An 18,656-nucleotide genomic window follows, 5' to 3' on the forward strand; every position below is an offset into this window, starting at 1 on the left:
GCGCGAAGAACGGAGCGCACTGATGAGCATCACCCACACGCTGTCGGTGCTGGTCGAGGACAAGCCCGGCGTGTTGGCCCGCGTGGCCTCGCTGTTCTCAAGGCGCGGCTACAACATCCAGTCGCTCGCCGTCGGGGGCACCGAACACAAGAACCTCTCCCGGATGACCATCGTGGTCGACGTCGAGGAATCGCCGCTGGAGCAGATCACCAAGCAGCTCAACAAGCTCGTCAACGTGATCAAGATCGTCGAGCAGGACGAGGAGCACTCGGTCTCCCGCGAGCTCGCGCTGATCAAGGTCCGCACCGACGCCGCCACCCGCGGTCAGGTCATCGAGGCCGTCAACCTGTTCCGCGCCAAGGTCGTCGACGTCTCCAACGAGTCACTGACCGTCGAGGCCACCGGGACACCTGGCAAGATCGAGGCGCTGCTGAGGGTGCTCGAGCCTTATGGGATCCGGGAGATCGTCCAGTCCGGTGTGGTGTCGCTGTCCCGCGGCCCGCGCGGCATCAGCACCAAGTAAATACCTGAAAAGTAAACAAAAGAAAGAAGATTCACGAAGATGGCAGTTGAGATGTTCTATGACGCCGACGCGGACCTGTCGATCATCCAGGGTCGCAAGGTCGCCGTCATCGGCTACGGCAGCCAGGGGCACGCGCACTCGCTGAGCCTGCGCGACTCCGGCGTCGAGGTGAAGGTCGGCCTCAAGGAGGGCTCGAAGTCCCGCGAGAAGGTCACCGAGCAGGGCCTGGAGGTCGACACGCCGGCCGCGGTCGCCAAGTGGGCCGACGTGATCATGCTGCTGGCGCCCGACACCGCGCAGGCCGAGATCTTCGCAGGCGACATCGAGCCCAACCTGGAGGACGGCAACGCGCTGTTCTTCGGCCACGGCCTCAACATCCACTTCGGTCTGATCAAGCCGCCGGCCAACGTCACCATCGGCATGGTCGCCCCCAAGGGCCCGGGTCACCTGGTGCGCCGCCAGTTCGTCGACGGCAAGGGTGTGCCCTGCTTGATCGCGATCGACCAGGATCCCAAGGGTGAGGGCCAGGCGCTGGCGCTGTCGTACGCCGCGGCCATCGGCGGTGCCCGCGCCGGTGTCATCAAGACCACCTTCAAGGAGGAGACCGAGACCGACCTGTTCGGTGAGCAGGCCGTGCTGTGCGGTGGCACCGAGGAACTGGTCAAGACCGGGTTCGAGGTCATGGTCGAGGCGGGCTACGCCCCCGAGATGGCCTACTTCGAGGTGCTGCACGAGCTCAAGCTGATCGTCGACCTGATGTACGAGGGCGGCATCGCGCGGATGAACTACTCGGTGTCCGACACCGCGGAGTTCGGCGGCTACCTGTCCGGCCCGCGCGTGATCGACGCCGACACCAAGAAGCGCATGCAGGACATCCTCAAGGACATCCAGGACGGCACGTTCGTCAAGCGTCTGGTCGCCAACGTCGAGGGTGGGAACAAGGAGCTCGAGGGTCTGCGCAAGCAGAACGCCGAGCATCCGATCGAGGTCACCGGCAAGAAGCTGCGCGACCTCATGAGCTGGGTCGACCGCCCCATCACCGAGACCGCCTAGCCGGTCCGTTCCCGTCGCGGAATAGTAATCCCGGTCGTGATCAGTCGCTGATCACGACCGGGATTGCTGTTCCGGGGGACCCGCGCGGGGGTCGGTACTCTCGGTGATCATGACGGGCACCCCGACTCCGGCCTCGGCGCTGCTGGCGCGTGCCGGCGGCATCCGCGGACTTGTATACACCGCGCTGCCGGTCACGACGTTCGCCGCGCTCAACGCGGTTGCCGGGTTGACACCCGCACTGATCGCGGCGGTGGTCGCCGGGGCGTGCGTGCTGGCCTGGCAGCTGGTGCACCGCGAGTCCACCCGGCCCGCGCTGTTCGGTTTCGCCGGAGTCGCAGTGGGCGCGGGTTTCGCGTTGGTCACCGGGCAGGCCAAGGACTTCTACCTTCCCGGCATCTGGCTGTATCTGTTGATGGCGGTCCTGTTCACCGGCTCGGTCATCGTCCGCCGGCCGTTGATCGGGGTCGTGTGGGCGTGGATGACCGGGCGCGACGGCACCTGGCGGCGAACCCGCCGTGTCCGCACGGCCTTCGACCTGGTGACGCTGATGATGGCGTCGGTGTCGGCGACGCGGTTCGGGGTGCAGTTCTATCTTTACGACACCGACCAGGACGGCATGCTCGCCGTGGCGAGGATCGCCATGGGGTGGCCGGTGTTCCTGGTGACGTCGACGTTGATCTTCCTGGCCATCCGCACGGCGATGCGCGCGCTGCCCAAGGGCGGCGAGCCCGCCTAATGCAGCCGGTCGGCGACGCCGACGACCCGCCGGGCCAGGTGATCGAGCGCGGCCAGCGTCGTGTCGTCGAGCTCGTTGCGGTTCTCGGGGCCGGTGATGTGGCCGACGCCGTACGGGTTGCCGTCGGCGAACTTGATCGCGTCGGTGTATCCGGGCGGCACGATGATGCCGCCGAAGTGCATCAGCGTGATGTACAGGGTGATCAGCGTGGTCTCCTGGCCGCCGTGGGCGGTTTGGGACGACGTGAATCCGGCGTACACCTTGTCGGCGAGCTTGCCCTGCGCCCACAGCCCACCGAGGGAGTCGATGAACGTCCGGAATTGCGAGGCCATGTTGCCGAAGCGGGTGGGGGAGCCGAAGATCACCGCGTCCGCCCACACGATGTCGTCGCCGGTCGCGGCCGGAAGGTCCTTCGTCGCTTGATAATTCGCCATCCACGCGGGGTTGTTGGCGAATGTCTCGGGGTCGCGGGTCTCGGCGACGTGCCGCACCCGTACCTCGGCGCCGGCCGCCTCGGCCGCGGTCGCGACACGGTGGGCCATGGCAGTGCCGTGGCCCGTCGCCGAGTAGTAGATGACCGCCAGTTTCGTCATGGCGCCACCCTACGCGCGATATCGGCGTGCCCGTCGTCGTGAAAGGAGTGTATGAACGCGCCGACATCACTGGGGCCGCGGGGCCAGCGACGGCAGAGTCTTGATGCCGAACTCCCGCCGCAACACGGTGCGGGCGGCGTAGAAACCGGCCATTCCGTGCACGCCGCCGCCGGGCGGGGTGGCCGACGAACACAGATACGCCTTCGGTACCGGCGTCGTCCACGGGTTCCACCGCAGCGCGGGTCCGGTCAGGGCGCTGACCATGTTGTTGGCGCCGACGCCGATGTCCCCGCCCACCAGGTTGGCATTGTGGTCGGACAACCGCGCCGCCGGGATGCTGCGCACGCCGACCACCACGTCCCGGAAGCCGGGGGCGAACCTCTCGAACACCTCGGTGACGGCCTCGGCCATGTCGACCGTCGAGCCGGCAGGCACATGGGCATAGGTCCACAGGGGCCGGCGGCCCTGCGCGTCGATGCGACCCGGATCAGCCAGATGAGGCAGCGAGGCCAGCACCATCGGCCACTGAGGATGCCTACCCGCGGCGATTTCCTTCTCCGCCAAGGCCATCGTGGCGCGATCACCACCCAGGTGCAGTGTCGGCGTATCGGCCAGACGTGCGTCCCGCCAAGGGATCTCGCCGGAGAGTACGAAGTCGACCTTCGCCACACCGGGCCCATATCGGTAGCGCCGCAACGTTTTCGCGTAGCGCTCGGGCAACCGGTCGCCGTAGATGTCTAGTAGGGCCGTCGGCGCGGTGTCGTAGAGCACCACGCCCGCAGGCGGACTCGTCACCGTCTCGCCGAGGATCAGTTCCCCGCCGTGGGCGCGCAGATCCGCGATCAGCGCGTCCGGGACCGCCTGCGAGCCCCCTACCGGGATCGGCCATCCGACCGCATGGCCCAGGGTCGCCAACATCAGCCCGGCGCCGGCCGATACGAGCGATGGCATCCTCGAAATCGTATGTGCCGCAACGCCGGTGAACAAAGCGCGGGCATCCTCGCCGACCAGCGTGCCCCAGGCCGGGGTGCCCTGGGCCAACAGCCGGGGAGCGACCCGCACGGCGGCGGGCAGACTCGGCGGGATCGACCGCTTGTCGCCCAGCAGCAATCCGACCACGCCGTCGCAGTCGGCGACCAACGGCCCGAGCAGCCGCCGCCAGGACGCCCCGTGGTCGAGCTCGGCGCAGGTGCGTTCGATGTCGCGGTAGCCGATGGCCGCCGGGCGGCCGAGCAGCGGATTGCCATAGGACACCTCCGGCACCGCCAGTGTCACCCCGCGGGCACGCAGGTCGAACTCGGAGAAGAACGGTGACGCCAGCGCCAGCGGGTGCACCGCCGAGCAGATGTCGTGCGTCACACCGCCGAACTCCGGATCGGGCAGCGTCCGTGCGCCCCCACCGGGTGTGGCCTGCGCTTCGATCACCCGCACCGACAGCCCTGCTCGCGCGCAGATCACGGCCGCGGCCAGTCCGTTGGGTCCACTCCCGACGACGGTCAATTCCACCTGGCCATTAGAGCCCATTAGGCTGAGGCCTCGTGAGTCTTCCTGTGGTACTGATCGCCGACAAGCTGGCCCAATCGACCGTGGAGGCCCTGGGCGACCAGGTCGAGGTCCGCTGGGTCGACGGACCGGACCGGGAGAAGCTGCTGGCCGCGGTGGCCGACGCCGACGCGCTGCTGGTGCGCTCGGCCACGACCGTCGACGCCGAGGTCCTCGCCGCGGCCCCGAAACTCAAGATCGTCGCCCGCGCGGGCGTGGGCCTGGACAACGTCGACGTCGACGCCGCGACCGCCCGCGGTGTGCTGGTCGTCAACGCGCCGACGTCCAACATCCACAGCGCCGCCGAGCATGCCGTGGCCCTGCTGCTGTCGACCGCTCGCCAGATCCCCGCCGCCGATGCGACGTTGCGCCAGCGCACGTGGAAACGCTCGGCATTCTCGGGAACCGAGATCTTCGGCAAGACCGTGGGCGTGGTCGGTCTGGGCCGCATCGGGCAGCTGGTAGCCCAGCGGCTCGCCGCATTCGGTGCGCACATCACCGCCTATGACCCGTATGTGTCCCACGCGCGCGCCGCGCAACTCGGCATCGAGCTGCTGCCGCTCGACGAGTTGCTCAGCCGCGCCGATTTCATCTCCGTGCACCTGCCCAAGACCAAGGAGACGGCCGGCCTGATCGGCAAGGAGGCGCTGGCCGGCACCAAGCCGGGTGTGATCATCGTCAACGCGGCCCGCGGCGGGTTGATCGACGAGGCTGCCCTGGCCGAGGCGATCGCCAGCGGCCACGTCCGCGGTGCCGGACTGGACGTGTTCGCCACCGAACCGTGCACCGACAGCCCGCTGTTCGATCTGCCGCAGGTCGTCGTCACGCCGCATCTGGGCGCGTCGACCGCCGAGGCGCAGGATCGCGCCGGCACCGATGTGGCGGTCAGCGTGAAGCTGGCCCTGGCCGGTGAGTTCGTCCCGGATGCGGTCAACGTCGGCGGCGGCGCCGTCGGCGAGGAGGTCGCCCCGTGGCTGGACCTGGTCCGCAAGCTCGGGTTGCTCGTCGGGGCCCTGTCGACGGAGCTGCCCACCAACCTGTGCGTGCAGGTGCGCGGCGAGCTGGCCTCCGAGGACGTCGGGGTGCTCCGGCTTTCGGCGTTGCGCGGCCTGTTCTCCGCGGTCATCGAGGACCTCGACGACGGCTCCGGCTCCGCGTCGCGTGTCACGTTCGTCAACGCCCCGGCACTGGCCGCCGAGCGCGGCGTCGAGGCCTCGATCGACACCGAGTCCGAGAGCCCCAACCACCGCAGCGTCGTCGACGTCCGCGGGGTGGCCGCCGACGGTTCCACGGTCAACGTCTCGGGCACGTTGTCGGGCCCCCAGCTGGTGGAGAAGATCGTCCAGATCAACGGTCGCAATTTCGATCTGCGTGCCGAGGGCGTCAACCTGATCATCAACTACGACGATCAGCCCGGCGCGCTGGGCAAGATCGGCACCCTGCTCGGCGGCGCCGCGGTGAACATTCTGGCCGCGCAGCTGAGCCAGGACGCCGACGGCAGCGGTGCGACGATCATGCTGCGACTCGACCGTGAAGTGCCCGAGGACGTCCTCGCTGCCATCGGCCGCGACGTGGACGCCGTGACGCTGGAAGTGGTGGACCTGACATGAGTGCAACGATCAAACTGGCCGTGATCGCCGGTGACGGCATCGGACCGGAGGTGATCGGCGAGGCGCTCAAGGTGCTTGACGCCGTGCTGCCCGGAGTGGAGAAGACCGAATACGACCTCGGCGCACGGCAGTACCACAAGACCGGTGAGGTGCTGCCGGACTCCGTGCTCGAGGAGCTGAAGGGTCACGACGCGATCCTGCTGGGCGCGATCGGGGATCCCTCGGTGCCCAGCGGACTGCTGGAGCGCGGTCTGCTGCTGCGCATCCGGTTCGAACTCGACCACCACATCAATCTGCGGCCCGGCCGGCTCTACCCCGGTGTGCAGAGTCCGCTCGCCGGCGACCCGGAGATCGATTTCGTCGTCGTGCGTGAGGGCACCGAAGGGCCCTACACGGGCAACGGCGGCGCGATCCGGGTGGGCACGCCGCACGAAATCGCCACCGAGGTCAGCGTGAACACCGCCTACGGGGTGCGCCGGGTGGTTCAGGACGCGTTCAAGCGCGCCTACCAACGGCGTAAGCACCTGACCCTGGTGCACAAGAACAACGTGCTGACCAACGCCGGCTCACTGTGGTGGCGCACGGTGCAGGCGGTCGCCGCCGAGTTCCCGGAGGTCGAGGTCGCCTATCAGCACGTCGACGCCGCGACCATCCACATGGTCACCGATCCCGGCCGCTTCGACGTGATCGTCACCGACAACCTGTTCGGCGACATCATCACCGACCTCGCCGCCGCGGTCTGCGGTGGTATCGGGCTGGCCGCCAGCGGCAACATCGATGCCACGCTGACCAATCCGTCGATGTTCGAGCCGGTGCACGGCAGCGCGCCCGATATCGCGGGGCAGGGGATCGCCGATCCGACGGCGGCCATCATGTCGGTGTCGCTGCTGCTGGCCCACATGGCCGAGATCGATGCCGCGACGCGGGTCGACCGGGCGGTCGCCGAACACCTGGCCACCCGGGGAGACGAGAAGCTGTCGACCACCGAGGTCGGCGACCGGATCCTCGGAAAGCTGTAGCCATCGCGGCGTGCGCGTCGCTGACGCGGCAGTGCTGGTTGTTCGCCATCGGCTCGTCGCTCTTCGCGCTCGCCACCGCGCCCCGCTTCCCGGGATGGGTGGGGGCCGCGCCGGCGGATCTGCTGTGCTTTGTCGGCTCCTGAGTTCTTCACCACCGCGGCGTGGATGCAACTGGTCCTCGCCGACCGCGCCGAGCGTCTCGAATGGTCGGCAGCCGCAGCACAGTTCGCCGGGACGTTGTGGTTCAACCTGAGCGCCGGCGCCGCGGTATGGGCCCACGCGGTGCTCGCCGAACGTCGCTACGTCTGGGTGCCCGACGTGACCGGCTCATTGTTCTTCCTGATCAGCGGCGCGATGGCGATGGCGGCGGTCGCCGCCGTCGGGGCGGTGAGGTTCGGGTCGCGCGACTGGATCACCAACGCGGTCAACCTCACCGGCTGCGTCGCGTTCGGGGTGTCGGCGGCCGCCGCGTTCATCCGCAAGGACGGCGTCACCGCAGACGAATGGCTGGCCAACTTCGGCACCTTCCTCGGGGCGCTGTGCTTCCTGGCCGCGGCGTTGATCGCGCTGCCCCGCCACAGTCGGTCAGCGGTCTGACTCGACCGTCAGCGGCACCGCCGGAATCGCCAACAACGGGAACAGGGCGCACACCGCGAACGCCACCGGGTAGCCGGCGACCGCGATCAATCCGCCGAACAGCGGCGGAGCGATGCCCTGGGCGAACAGTTGGCTGGTGTTCTGGGTGCCCAGTGCGCGTCCGCTCCAGAACGGACCCGCGTACTCGGCGATGAGAGTGAACGCCAAACCGTTGTCCGACACGGTGATCACCGAGGCGACGATCATCAGCGCGATGCTCACTGGCGAACCCAGCCAGTCGGTCACTGCCAAGAGGGCCATCGCGGCCGCCGCGGCGGCGGCGATGATGCGGATCGGACGCAGCCGTGAAGCGATCAGGTCGCCGGTGCGCCTGACGAACATGTCCGACCACCGGCCCGCACCGATTCGCCCTGCGGCCCCGAGGATCTGGGCCAGCATCACCAGCAAGCCCGCGGATTCGGCCGACCAGCCGTGCCGGGCGATCAGCCACACCAGCGTGAACGTCCACACCACGACCTGGGGGACGACGAGCAGCACGGACGTGAGGTGGATGCGCCACAGCATCGGTGAGCCGCGGTACGGGTTGCTCAGGACACTGTCGCCGGCCTCGGCGCGCGGGGGCCGCGGTGGGTCGATCACCGCGACCGCGCAGAGCACCGCTGCCGCCGCGCACACCACGGCCGGGAAGAGTAGCGCTGCCGAGACTCCCTCGGCCTCGGCCAGTCGCGGGATCACCAGCGCGCCGACGCCCACGCCGAGGGGCTGAGCGGTCTGCCGGATGCCCATCACCAGGCCACGCTGTTCGGCGTCGAACCAGCCGACCACGAGCCGTCCACTGGCGGTATTGCTGCTCGCGGCGGCCATACCACCCAGGAACAGGAAAACACCTGTGGTCAGAAGGGAGTCCGCCGAGGCCGCCGCGAACGCCGCCGCGGAGGTCAGGGCCGACCCGAGCGTCAGCACGACCCGTTCGCCGACGCGATCGACGACGTAGCCCCACGCGATCAGCGTCGTGACCATCCCCAGGCTGGGCAGTGACGACATCAGCCCGGCCGCCGCCAGATCGAGGCCGCGTTCGTCGTGCAGCGTCGGTATCAGGAACGCGACACCGTTGATGAACACGTTGGCGCACAGCGTCGCCGACAGCCCGACAGCCAGCATCGACCAGCGCCTCAACGCGCTGACCGACGTGGTTCCCATGGCGCCATGGTCGCACAGGTGTCTCACAATCCTGAATGGGGTTCCCAAAATATGAGACTTTCTGGCGTGGGTGGCGTGCCGTCGGCGGCGGGTGTACCGCGCACTAGGCTGGCCCTATGCGTCTCGGACGAATTGCCAGCCCCGACGGTGTCGCCTTCGTCTCTATCGAGGGTCCGCCCGACGACCCGGCCGCGGCGGTGGCCCGAGAGATCGCCGAGCATCCCTTCGGTACGCCCACCTTCACCGGCAGGCAGTGGCCGCTGGCCGATGTGCGACTCCTCGCACCGATCCTGGCCAGCAAGGTCGTGGCGATGGGCAAGAACTACGCCGCGCACATCGAGGAGATGGGCGGGGGCACCTTCGAGGACCCGATCATCTTCCTCAAGCCGAACACGGCGATCATCGGGCCCTATACGCCGATCCAACTTCCCGCCGACGCCAACCCGGTGCACTTCGAAGGCGAACTGGCCGTGGTGATCGGCCGGCCCTGCAAGGACGTTCCGGCCTCGCGCGCCGCCGAGAACATCCTGGGCTACACGATCGCCAACGATGTGTCGGCGCGGGATCAGCAGAGCAAGGACGGCCAGTGGACGCGTGCCAAGGGCCACGACACCTTCTGCCCGGTGGGACCGTGGATCGAAACAGACCTCGACCCCTCCGACCTCGAAATCCGCACGGAGGTCAACGGCGAAGTCAAACAACGGAGCCGGACGTCGTTGATGATCCACGACGTCGGCGCGATCATCGAGTGGGTCTCGGCGGTGATGACCTTGCTGCCCGGTGATCTCATCTTGACCGGAACCCCGGAAGGGGTGGGCCCGCTGGAGCACGGTGACGTCGTCAGCATCACTGTCGAAGGGATCGGGACCCTCACCAATCCTGTTGTCAGAAAAGGAAGATCGTGACGACCTCGAATGCGGTACGTGTCAGATTCTGCCCGTCGCCGACCGGGACGCCCCACGTCGGCCTGATCCGTACCGCGCTGTTCAACTGGGCCTACGCCCGGCACACCGGCGGCGCGTTCGTCTTCCGCATCGAGGACACCGACGCCGCCCGCGACAGTGAGGACAGCTATGTTGCGCTGCTGGACGCACTGCGGTGGCTGGGAATGGACTGGGACGAAGGTCCCGAGGTCGGCGGTCCGCACGCCCCGTACCGCCAGTCGCAGCGCCGCGAGATCTATCTCGACGTGATCGAGCGCCTGCTCGCCGCCGGCGAAGCCTACGAGGCCTACTCGACCGCCGAGGAGGTCGAGGCCCGCCATATCGCCGCCGGGCGCAACCCCAAACTCGGATACGACAACTACGACCGCGAGCTGACCGAGGAGCAGCGCGCGGCGTTCCGCGCCGAGGGCCGCCGGCCGGTCGTCCGGCTGCGCATGCCCGACACGGACCTGACCTGGAACGACCTCGTCCGCGGCGAGACCACGTTCCCCGCGGGGTCGGTGCCGGATTTCGCGCTCACGCGAGCCAGCGGAGACCCGTTGTACACCTTGGTCAATCCGGTCGACGACGCGTTGATGAAAATCACACACGTGCTCCGTGGCGAGGACCTCCTGCCCTCCACTCCCCGGCAGCTCGCGCTCTACGCCGCGCTGATCCGCATCGGTGTGACCGATATGACACCGCAATTCGCCCATCTTCCTCCGGTCCTCGGCGAGGGCAACAAGAAGCTGTCCAAACGCGACCCGCAATCCAATCTGTTCCTGCACCGGGACCGTGGGTTCATCCCCGAGGGCCTGCTCAATTACCTTGCCCTGCTGGGCTGGTCGATCGCCGGTGACCGGGACATCTTCAGCCTGGACGAGATGGTCGCCGCGTTCGACGTCGCCGACGTGAACTCCAATCCGGCGCGGTTCGACCAGAAGAAGGCCGAAGCGCTCAACGCCGAGCACATCCGGATGCTCGAAGAGGCCGAGTTCATCCGCCGGCTCGGGGAGTACTTCGCCGCTCACGGTTACCGCACCGGTCTGGACGAGGTCGGCTTCGCCGAGGCGGCCCGGCTGGTGCAGACCCGGATCGTCGTGCTCGGCGATGCCTGGGATCTGTTGAAGTTCCTCGACGACGCCTCGTTCGCACTCGACGACAAATCGGCGGCCAAGGAACTCAAGGCCGAGGCGGTGCCGGTACTCGACGCCGCGGTGCAAGCACTTCAGGGCATCGCGACGTGGGACGCGGCGGCCATCGAGGCGGCGCTGAAGTCCGCGCTGATCGAAGCGCTCGAGCTCAAACCGCGCAAGGCCTTCGGTCCGGTCCGGGTGGCCGCGACGGGCTCGTCGGTGAGCCCGCCGCTGTTCGAGTCGCTGGAGCTTCTCGGCCGCGACCGCAGCTTGGCGCGGTTGCAGGCCGGCCGGGATCACGCCGCGGCGGCCGCGACGGCGGTGCCGTGAAAAATCAGTCCGAAATCTTTGGTAGTCTGCTCGTCGGCCCGTGAAAGGCGCGCGAAGGTGACACCGACGCACGCCGGGCCGAAAAGGGGCTTGTGACCAGCGGTTACAAGCAGCCAATGGGGTATGGTGTAATTGGCAACACAGCTGATTCTGGTTCAGCCATTCTAGGTTCGAGTCCTGGTACCCCAGCCAACGCCACTGATTAGGTCTGCATTCTCACCTGAGCTATGCTTTCCAACCGGCACCAGTTCTAGCCCCCGTCGTCTAGCGGCCTAGGACGCCGCCCTCTCACGGCGGTAGCGTGGGTTCGAATCCCATCGGGGGTACAAAGCAACACTCCGGTTCCTCATCCGAGGGCCGGAGTTTTTCGTTGCGTACTCGCCCAGCACTCGCCCGGGACCGCGTGAGACCACGCAATGTCGGCCGGGCGGTGGTGTCTCCGTAGCCCGGGCGCCGGGCGCTCGCTACAGCCGCCGGGTCAGCGCATCGGCCGCGGCGACCAGATCGGCCGCCCAGCGCGCCCCGGGCCGGCGGCCCATCCGGTCGATGGGCCCGGAGACCGAGACGGCGGCGATGACCGCGCCCCGGCCGTCGCGCACCGGAGCCGAGACGCTGGCCACACCGGGCTCGCGTTCGGCGGCGCTCTGGGCCCAGCCCCGCTTGCGCACCTCGGCCAGGGTCCGGTCGGTGAACATGGCCGACGGCAGCACCGCCTGCTGGGTGGCCGCATCTGCGAAGGCGAGCAGCACCTTGGCTCCCGAACCCGCCGTCATGGGCAGTCGGGTGCCGACGGGAACGGTGTCACGTAGACCGGCGGGCGGCTCCAGGGCCGCGATACAGATGCGGGCGGTACCCTCCCGCCGGTAGAGCTGCACACTCTCCCCGGTCAATTCGCGCAGCCGGGGCAGCACCACAGCACCGGCGGTCAGCAGCGGATCGTTGACATGCCCGGCGAGTTCGGTCAGTGCCGGACCGAGACGCCACTGTCCGTCGCCGTCGCGTGCGAGGAGCCGGTGGGTTTCCAATCCGACGGCGAGCCGGTGCGCAGTCGCCCGCGGTAGGTCGGTGCGCTCGCAGAGATCGGCGAGACCGCAGGGGGACTCGGCTACCGCGTGAAGCACGGTGACCGCTTTGTCCAGCACGCCGATACCGCTATTCTGTCTCACAAGGAGATACTAGCTTCCCAGATTGTGAGACAGTCAAGATGGTCATCGCGAACCAGCCCCGCACGCTCGCCGAGAAGGTGTGGAGCGATCACGTCGTCGTTCCGGGCACCGGTGAGGGTGCCGCGCGTCAGCCGGACCTCATCTACATCGATCTGCATATCCTCCACGAGGTCACCAGCCCCCAGGCCTTCGACGGCTTGCGGCTGGCCGGACGCCCGGTGCGCCGGCCCGATCTAACGATCGCCACCGAGGACCACAACGTGCCGACCGTCGACATCGACAAGCCGATCGCCGACCCGGTCTCACGCACCCAGGTCGAGACTCTCCGGCGGAACTGTGCGGATTTCGGCATCAGACTCCACCCGATGGGAGATGTCGAGCAGGGCATCGTGCACATCATCGGGCCGCAGTTGGGTCTGACCCAGCCGGGCATGACCGTGGTCTGTGGTGACAGCCACACCTCGACGCACGGTGCGTTCGGCGCTCTGGCGATGGGGATCGGAACCTCTGAGGTCGAACATGTGCTTGCCACCCAGACGCTTCCGCTGCGGCCGTTCAAGACCATGGCGGTCAATGTCGACGGCGAACTCCCGCCCGGAGTCAGCGCCAAGGACATCATCCTCGCCGTCATCGCCAAGATCGGCACCGGCGGCGGTCAGGGTCACGTGATCGAATACCGGGGCAGCGCCATCGAATCGCTGTCCATGGAAGGCCGGATGACGGTCTGCAACATGAGCATCGAGGCGGGCGCCAGGGCGGGCATGATCGCCCCCGACGAGAAGACGTTCGAATTCCTGCGTGGCCGTCCGCATGCTCCTGCGGGGGCTCAGTGGGACGCCGCGGTCGAGGCGTGGAGTCAGCTGCGCACCGACGAGGGCGCCCAGTTCGACACCGAGATCTACATCGACGCCTCGACGCTGAGCCCCTTCGTGACGTGGGGCACCAATCCCGGCCAGGGTGTCGCACTGAGCGGATCGGTCCCCGACCCCGAGATGATCTTCGACGAGGGGGAGCGCCTGGCCGCCGAAAAGGCGTTGGCTTACATGGACCTTCGTCCGGGTACTCCGCTGCGTGAAATCCCGGTCGACACGGTGTTCGTCGGATCGTGCACGAACGGCCGGATCGAGGATCTGCGCGTGGTCGCCGACGTGCTGCGCGGCCGGAAGGTGGCCGACGACGTCCGGATGCTGGTCGTTCCCGGTTCGATGCGGGTGCGCGCCCAGGCCGAAGCCGAGGGCCTGGGTGAGATCTTCACTGCCGCAGGGGCCGAATGGCGCCAGGCGGGATGCTCGATGTGCCTCGGGATGAACCCGGATCAACTCGCCCCGGGGGAGCGATGCGCATCGACCTCGAACCGGAATTTCGAGGGGCGGCAGGGCAAGGGCGGACGAACGCATCTCGTCTCGCCCGCGGTGGCCGCCGCGACCGCGGTGCGCGGCACGCTGTCTTCCCCCGCCGACCTGGCCGCCGATTCGGCCCACTGAGACCTCAGGAGACTGTCATGGAAGCTTTCCGCACCCACACCGGGATCGGCGTTCCGCTGCGCCGCTCGAACGTCGACACCGACCAGATCATCCCCGCGGTCTATTTGAAGCGGGTGACCCGAACGGGATTCGAGGACGGTCTTTTCGCGGCCTGGCGCACCGACCCGTCCTTCGTCTTGAATTCACCGCCGTTCGACAAGGGCTCGGTTCTGGTCGCCGGACCGGATTTCGGCACCGGGTCGTCACGCGAACATGCGGTCTGGGCGCTGATGGACTTCGGATTCCGGGTAGTCATCTCATCCCGATTCGCCGATATTTTCCGGGGCAACGCCGGCAAGGCCGGTCTACTGGCGGCGGAAGTGGCGCAGGATGACGTCGAATTGTTGTGGAAGCTCATAGAGCAGCATCCCGGGACGGAAATCACTGTCAATCTTCAAGATCGGACCATCACCGCCGCAACCATGATGGTGCCGTTCAACATTGACGATTACACCGCTTGGCGGCTGCTCGAGGGACTCGACGATATAGGCCTTACGCTGCGCAAACTCGACGAAATCGAGAATTTTGAGCGACGCAGGCCGGAGTGGAAACCCTCCACACTTCCGGCGTGATCGGGCGGCCGAAAGGCCGAAATCCCGCGCCTGAAACCCTCTTTTCGCGGGCTCCGATAGGACGGTAAGGGAGCCAAGCGGATTGAAAAAAGTTCGCTGTGCACGCCTGAAATTGCGCGTGGCTCTTGGAAATCAGCAGGCAATGGGTTTACCGTGTCCACTAGTCGGCCCAGAGAGGGCCACTGGTTTCGGAGGTTTTGCATGAACAAAGCAGAGCTCATCGACGTACTCACGGAGAAGTTGGGCTCGGATCGTCGGCAAGCGACTGCGGCGGTGGAGAACGTTGTCGACACCATCGTGCGCGCCGTGCACAAGGGTGAGAGCGTCACCATCACCGGCTTCGGTGTTTTCGAGCAGCGGCGTCGCGCCGCCCGCGTGGCGCGCAATCCGCGTACCGGCGAGACCGTAAAGGTGAAGCCCACCTCAGTTCCGGCGTTCCGTCCCGGCGCTCAGTTCAAGGCTGTTGTCTCTGGCGCACAGAAGCTTCCGGCCGAAGGGCCGGCGGTCAAGCGCGGCGTGACCGCGACGAGCACCGCGCGCAAGGCAGCCAAGAAGGCTCCGGCCAAGAAGGCCGCTGCCAAGAAGGCGGCTCCGGCCAAGAAGGCTCCGGCCAAGAAGGCCGCGACCAAGGCTCCCGCCAAGAAGGCCACCGCCGCGAAGAAGGCGGCTCCGGCCAAGAAGGCCACCGCCGCGAAGAAGGCGGCTCCGGCCAAGAAGGCCACCGCCGCGAAGAAGGCGGCTCCGGCCAAGAAGGCTCCGGCCAAGAAGGCCGCGACCAAGGCTCCGGCCAAGAAGGCCACCGCCGCGAAGAAGGCGCCCGCCAAGAAGGCTCCGGCCAAGCGCGGACGCAAGTAACACGTTCTCACGGATACGCCGCGGATCTGATGATCCGCGGCGTATTTCGTGTCGCCGTTACGACGAAGTTGTATTCAATTGCGGCATCACTTTTTCGGGGGTAGCGGGCTGCCGATGTGGTCGGCGGCGATGAGCCGGCCCTCATGCAGGGACATCACCCACGTGCTGCCCTTGCGGTTGCGGGACTTGTCCGGCCGTACCCCGTCGCGCTCGCACCACCAGGCGATGAGGTCGGGAATCACCTTCCCCTGGGTGCAGATCACCGGTGTGACCGACTTCTCGGCGATTTCGAGAACGCGGTGCCGGGCGGCCTTGCGGTCCTCCGCGTACGCCTCTTCGGTGAGCATCGGCTCGACGTGGATCACCGTGCCGAGTTCTTCGGCCAACGGCTCGAGCGTCTGCCGGCAGCGCACCCGGTCGGCGGCGAACAGTTCTTCGGCTCCGAACGCCAGCAACTGTGTGACCAGTGCCTCGGCCTGGGCGCGGCCATGCTTGTCCAATGGGCGCTTTCGGTCGTCGCCGCGGTAGCGTTTCTTGTCACCGGCGGTGCCGTGCCGAACGATGAGCACCGTCTGGGTGTCGGCGGGATGTTTGAGGAAGTGGCGGAGAACCTTGCGGTCGTGCGGGTAGCTCAGCGTGGACATCGCGTCCTCGGCGGAGAGCCACCGCAGTTCGTCGACTTCGGCGTTCGGGGCGAATTCGCCGCCCAGGCAGCGCGCGGCCCAGTACCGCACCTTCTTCGTGGCGTTGTCGACCGGATAGGTGACGGTGGGCAGCCGCCGCCCGAGGCGGGCGCGGTAACCCGTCTCCTCCTCGATCTCACGCACCGCGGTGACCGGCTCGGTTTCGTCCGGGTCGACCTTGCCTTTAGGCAGTGACCAGTCGTCGTAGCGGGGTCGGTGCACCACCGCGATCTCCGGTGTGTCCGTGCACTCCTGGGGACGCCACAGTACTGCGCCGGCTGCCAGGATCGGTGACTTCTTCACCACGACGGCATCCCGCTTGTGCTCCTTCGGCACCTCAACTCCTGCGTGTCATTCGCGAATGGGAAGAGCGGTCACGGGTGCCGATGTCGCTCCATCAGCGATCGCTGATGGTCCCGCACGGTGTGCCCTTCCTGTGGCGACGCGGTCCAATTCCCGTCGGGACCGAGTTCCCAGCACCGCGTACTCGGGTCGACCGCAGATTCAAAGATGTCGTTCAGTTGTGCGGTCAAACGTGGATCTTTGACCTGCGCCATGACTTCCACCCGCCGGTCGAGATTACGGTGCATCATGTCGGCGCTCCCGATCCAGTATTCGTCGATGGCGCGGAAATGAATGATCCGTGAATGTTCGAGGAACCGGCCGAGGATCGACCGCACCGTGATGTTCTCCGAGAAGCCGGGTACACCCGGGCGCAGCGCGCAGATTCCGCGGACCACGACCTCGACGCGCACCCCGGCCTGCGACGCGCGGTACAGCGCGTCGATGACCTGCTCGTCGACCAAAGCATTTGCCTTCAAGCGAATCCGGCCGTCGGCTCCGTCCCGGGTGGCAGCGATCTCCCGTTCGATGCGCTCGATGATGCCCTTGCGCACACCGTACGGCGCCACCAGCAGGTTGCGGTAGGACTCCTTGCGTGAGTAACCCGTCAGTGAATTGAACAGGTCGGTCAGGTCGGCGCCGATGTCGGGTGCGGCCGTCAGCAGGCCGATGTCCTCGTAGAGGCGCGCCGTCTTCGGGTTGTAATTGCCGGTGCCGACATGGCAGTAGCGGCGGATGGTCGATCCCTCCCGGCGCACCACCAGGCACGTCTTGCAGTGTGTCTTCAATCCGATGAGCCCATAGACCACATGCACACCGGCTTGTTCGAGTGCGCGCGCCCACTTGATGTTGGCCTGTTCGTCGAACCGGGCCTTGATCTCAACCAATGCCACCACCTGCTTGCCGGCCTCGGCGGCGTCGATCAGCGCGTTGACGATCGGCGAATCACCTGAGGTGCGGTAGAGGGTCTGTTTGATGGCAAGCACATTGGGGTCTGCGGCAGCTTGTTCGATGAAGCGCTGCACGGTGGTCGAGAACGAGTCGTAGGGGTGATGCACCAGGACGTCGCCGTCACGCAGCGCGGCGAAGATGCTCTTGGGGGTCTCGCGCTCGCCGAACGCCGACGGCGTGGCCGGCACGAACGGCGGATCCTTGAGCGCCGGCCGGTCCACCTTGTAGATCTGCCACAGCGACGAGAGATCCAGAAGCCCGGGCACCTCGACCACGTCCCCGGGCGCGACATCGAGTTCACGCAGCAGCAGTTCCAGCATGCTCTCGGTCATGTCGTCGGAGACCTCAAGGCGCACCGGAGATCCGAAGCGCCGCCGGGCCAACTCGCGTTCGAGCGCCTGCAACAGGTCTTCGTCGCGGTCTTCCTCCACCTCGAAATCGGCATTTCGGGTGATGCGGAACGCATGGTGCTCCACCACTTCCAGGCCCGGAAACAACACCGGAAGGAACGCCGCGATCAATTCCTCCATCGGCAGGAACCGCACCGTGCCGGGGGTGTCTTCCCTGCCGGCGAGTTCGACGAAGCGGTCCACGTTGTCGGGCACTTTGATTCGCGCGAAATGCTGGCCGCCGTCGTCGGGGTGCTTGACGGTGATGGCGAGGTTCAGGCTCAACCCGCTCACGAACGGGAACGGGTGGGCAGGATCGACCGCCAGCGGAGTGAGCACCGGGAAGACCTGCTCGTGGAAATAGGTGGAGAGCCTGCCCCGCTCGGCCTCGTCGAGTTCGGCCCAGGTGACGATGACGATGCCCTCTTCGGCCAGTGCCGGCCGTACCGAGTCGAGGAACACTCGCGCGTGCCGGCTGGCGATCTGCTGGGTCCGTTCGCTGATGCGGCGCAGCTGTTCACGCGGCGAGAGCCCATCGGCAGAACGCACCGACAGTCCCATCTCGTCGCGGCGCTTCAGCCCAGCCACCCGCACCATGTAGAACTCGTCGAGATTGGACGCGAAGATCGCCAGGAACTTGGCGCGTTCCAACAGCGGCAACGACGGGTCGGCCGCGAGCGCGAGCACACGGGCGTTGAAGTCCAGCCAACTCAATTCCCGGTTCAGGTAGCGGTCATCAGGCAGTGGGTTCTCGACGGTGGGTGACGTCGCCGCGGGTGGCGCCACGGGTGCCGAATCCGTGGGTGCGGCGACCGGCGGCGGGGCGACCGTCTCGGACGTCTCGGAGAGCCCGGAGGGCTCCGCCTGGTCGGGCCTGGTCTGGGCTTCGGTCATATCTGTCGATGATTCCCTA

General features: G+C 67.3%; 16 protein-coding genes, 2 tRNA genes and 1 pseudogene. 13 read left to right on the forward strand and 6 right to left on the reverse strand.

Annotation, left to right across the window (positions count from 1 at the left end; genetic code table 11):
• Positions 1-22: 22 nt before the first annotated feature.
• The 3 genes from ilvN (at position 23) to ACTWP6_RS01750 (ending at position 2,312) form a co-directional block, all read left to right on the forward strand.
• A complete protein-coding gene (ilvN, locus tag ACTWP6_RS01740) occupies positions 23-523 on the forward strand; it encodes an acetolactate synthase small subunit (protein WP_396884309.1) in 501 nt (166 codons plus the stop codon).
• Between the two features lie 51 nt (positions 524-574).
• Positions 575-1,576, forward strand: coding sequence for a ketol-acid reductoisomerase (gene ilvC / locus ACTWP6_RS01745; RefSeq protein WP_443186770.1), 1,002 nt, complete (start codon positions 575-577; stop codon positions 1,574-1,576).
• 109 nt (positions 1,577-1,685) lie between these two features.
• Positions 1,686-2,312 (forward strand): DUF3159 domain-containing protein, encoded by a 627-nt coding sequence (locus ACTWP6_RS01750; RefSeq protein WP_443186677.1) that lies wholly within the window; start codon positions 1,686-1,688, stop codon positions 2,310-2,312.
• On the opposite strand, the gene wrbA is transcribed toward ACTWP6_RS01750, so the two are convergent.
• Together wrbA and ACTWP6_RS01760 are read right to left on the reverse strand one after the other, a co-directional pair.
• Positions 2,309-2,905 (reverse strand): NAD(P)H:quinone oxidoreductase, encoded by a 597-nt coding sequence (gene wrbA / locus ACTWP6_RS01755; protein ID WP_260751392.1) that lies wholly within the window; start codon positions 2,903-2,905, stop codon positions 2,309-2,311. The genes ACTWP6_RS01750 and wrbA overlap by 4 nt on opposite strands.
• A 66-nt stretch (positions 2,906-2,971) precedes the next feature.
• Positions 2,972-4,411, reverse strand: a complete 1,440-nt coding sequence (locus ACTWP6_RS01760; protein WP_260751393.1) for a phytoene desaturase family protein — start codon at positions 4,409-4,411, stop codon at positions 2,972-2,974.
• A gap of 32 nt (positions 4,412-4,443) precedes the next feature.
• Here ACTWP6_RS01760 and serA point away from each other — a divergent pair, with 32 nt between their 5' ends.
• From serA to ACTWP6_RS01775, 3 genes and pseudogenes are all read left to right on the forward strand, one after another.
• The gene (gene serA, locus ACTWP6_RS01765) at positions 4,444-6,057 is read left to right on the forward strand and encodes a phosphoglycerate dehydrogenase (RefSeq protein ID WP_260751394.1); all 1,614 of its coding nucleotides are present in this window, start codon (positions 4,444-4,446) and stop codon (positions 6,055-6,057) included.
• An 8-nt stretch (positions 6,058-6,065) separates the two neighbouring features.
• The gene (locus tag ACTWP6_RS01770) at positions 6,066-7,076 is read left to right on the forward strand and encodes a 3-isopropylmalate dehydrogenase (RefSeq protein WP_260758031.1); all 1,011 of its coding nucleotides are present in this window, start codon (positions 6,066-6,068) and stop codon (positions 7,074-7,076) included.
• Positions 7,077-7,114: 38 nt separating this feature from the next.
• Positions 7,115-7,673 (forward strand): annotated as a pseudogene (locus tag ACTWP6_RS01775) (hypothetical protein).
• Here ACTWP6_RS01775 and ACTWP6_RS01780 read toward each other — a convergent pair.
• Positions 7,662-8,873, reverse strand: coding sequence for an MFS transporter (locus ACTWP6_RS01780; RefSeq protein WP_443186678.1), 1,212 nt, complete (start codon positions 8,871-8,873; stop codon positions 7,662-7,664). The pseudogene ACTWP6_RS01775 and the gene ACTWP6_RS01780 overlap by 12 nt on opposite strands.
• Before the next feature lie 116 nt (positions 8,874-8,989).
• Here ACTWP6_RS01780 and ACTWP6_RS01785 point away from each other — a divergent pair, with 116 nt between their 5' ends.
• From ACTWP6_RS01785 to ACTWP6_RS01800, 4 genes are all read left to right on the forward strand, one after another.
• Positions 8,990-9,778, forward strand: a complete 789-nt coding sequence (locus ACTWP6_RS01785) for a fumarylacetoacetate hydrolase family protein (RefSeq protein WP_260751396.1) — start codon at positions 8,990-8,992, stop codon at positions 9,776-9,778.
• Positions 9,775-11,262: a glutamate--tRNA ligase gene (gene gltX, locus ACTWP6_RS01790; protein WP_443186679.1), complete on the forward strand. Its 1,488-nt coding sequence runs from the start codon at positions 9,775-9,777 to the stop codon at positions 11,260-11,262. Before ACTWP6_RS01785 ends, gltX begins: the two co-directional genes overlap by 4 nt.
• A gap of 117 nt (positions 11,263-11,379) precedes the next feature.
• Positions 11,380-11,454, forward strand: a tRNA-Gln gene (locus ACTWP6_RS01795).
• A gap of 61 nt (positions 11,455-11,515) precedes the next feature.
• Positions 11,516-11,588, forward strand: a tRNA-Glu gene (locus ACTWP6_RS01800).
• A gap of 138 nt (positions 11,589-11,726) precedes the next feature.
• Here the strand turns inward: ACTWP6_RS01800 and ACTWP6_RS01805 are convergent.
• Positions 11,727-12,428, reverse strand: a complete 702-nt coding sequence (locus tag ACTWP6_RS01805) for an IclR family transcriptional regulator (protein ID WP_260751398.1) — start codon at positions 12,426-12,428, stop codon at positions 11,727-11,729.
• 38 nt (positions 12,429-12,466) lie between these two features.
• Here ACTWP6_RS01805 and leuC point away from each other — a divergent pair, with 38 nt between their 5' ends.
• The 3 genes from leuC (at position 12,467) to ACTWP6_RS01820 (ending at position 15,378) form a co-directional block, all read left to right on the forward strand.
• On the forward strand, positions 12,467-13,912 hold the full coding sequence (gene leuC, locus ACTWP6_RS01810; RefSeq protein ID WP_443186680.1) for a 3-isopropylmalate dehydratase large subunit: 1,446 nt from the start codon (positions 12,467-12,469) through the stop codon (positions 13,910-13,912).
• 17 nt (positions 13,913-13,929) lie between these two features.
• The gene (gene leuD, locus ACTWP6_RS01815; protein WP_443186681.1) at positions 13,930-14,523 is read left to right on the forward strand and encodes a 3-isopropylmalate dehydratase small subunit; all 594 of its coding nucleotides are present in this window, start codon (positions 13,930-13,932) and stop codon (positions 14,521-14,523) included.
• 201 nt (positions 14,524-14,724) lie between these two features.
• The gene (locus ACTWP6_RS01820) at positions 14,725-15,378 is read left to right on the forward strand and encodes an HU family DNA-binding protein (protein WP_443186682.1); all 654 of its coding nucleotides are present in this window, start codon (positions 14,725-14,727) and stop codon (positions 15,376-15,378) included.
• 86 nt (positions 15,379-15,464) lie between these two features.
• Here the strand turns inward: ACTWP6_RS01820 and ACTWP6_RS01825 are convergent, their stop codons facing one another.
• Both ACTWP6_RS01825 and ACTWP6_RS01830 read right to left on the reverse strand, forming a co-directional pair.
• Positions 15,465-16,397 (reverse strand): NUDIX hydrolase, encoded by a 933-nt coding sequence (locus tag ACTWP6_RS01825; RefSeq protein WP_313901306.1) that lies wholly within the window; start codon positions 16,395-16,397, stop codon positions 15,465-15,467.
• Positions 16,398-16,435: 38 nt separating this feature from the next.
• Entirely contained in the window at positions 16,436-18,637 is a 2,202-nt protein-coding gene (locus tag ACTWP6_RS01830) for an RNA degradosome polyphosphate kinase (RefSeq protein WP_260751402.1), read from the reverse strand.
• Between the last annotated feature and the right edge of the window lie 19 nt (positions 18,638-18,656).

This window comes from Mycobacterium sp. 4D054 (genome assembly GCF_052245755.1).
Classification (GTDB): domain Bacteria; phylum Actinomycetota; class Actinomycetes; order Mycobacteriales; family Mycobacteriaceae; genus Mycobacterium.

Bases quoted from the DNA above. Each gene is read 5' to 3' on its own strand.
- ilvN (WP_396884309.1), top strand. From the start codon at position 23: ATGAGCATCACCCACACGCTGTCGGTGCTGGTCGAGGACAAGCCCGGC.
- wrbA (WP_260751392.1), bottom strand. From the start codon at position 2,905: ATGACGAAACTGGCGGTCATCTACTACTCGGCGACGGGCCACGGCACT.
- ilvC (WP_443186770.1), top strand. From the start codon at position 575: ATGTTCTATGACGCCGACGCGGACCTGTCGATCATCCAGGGTCGCAAG.
- ACTWP6_RS01750 (WP_443186677.1), top strand. From the start codon at position 1,686: ATGACGGGCACCCCGACTCCGGCCTCGGCGCTGCTGGCGCGTGCCGGC.
- ACTWP6_RS01785 (WP_260751396.1), top strand. From the start codon at position 8,990: ATGCGTCTCGGACGAATTGCCAGCCCCGACGGTGTCGCCTTCGTCTCT.
- leuC (WP_443186680.1), top strand. From the start codon at position 12,467: ATGGTCATCGCGAACCAGCCCCGCACGCTCGCCGAGAAGGTGTGGAGC.
- leuD (WP_443186681.1), top strand. From the start codon at position 13,930: ATGGAAGCTTTCCGCACCCACACCGGGATCGGCGTTCCGCTGCGCCGC.
- ACTWP6_RS01830 (WP_260751402.1), bottom strand. From the start codon at position 18,637: ATGACCGAAGCCCAGACCAGGCCCGACCAGGCGGAGCCCTCCGGGCTC.
- ACTWP6_RS01820 (WP_443186682.1), top strand. From the start codon at position 14,725: ATGAACAAAGCAGAGCTCATCGACGTACTCACGGAGAAGTTGGGCTCG.
- ACTWP6_RS01780 (WP_443186678.1), bottom strand. From the start codon at position 8,873: ATGGGAACCACGTCGGTCAGCGCGTTGAGGCGCTGGTCGATGCTGGCT.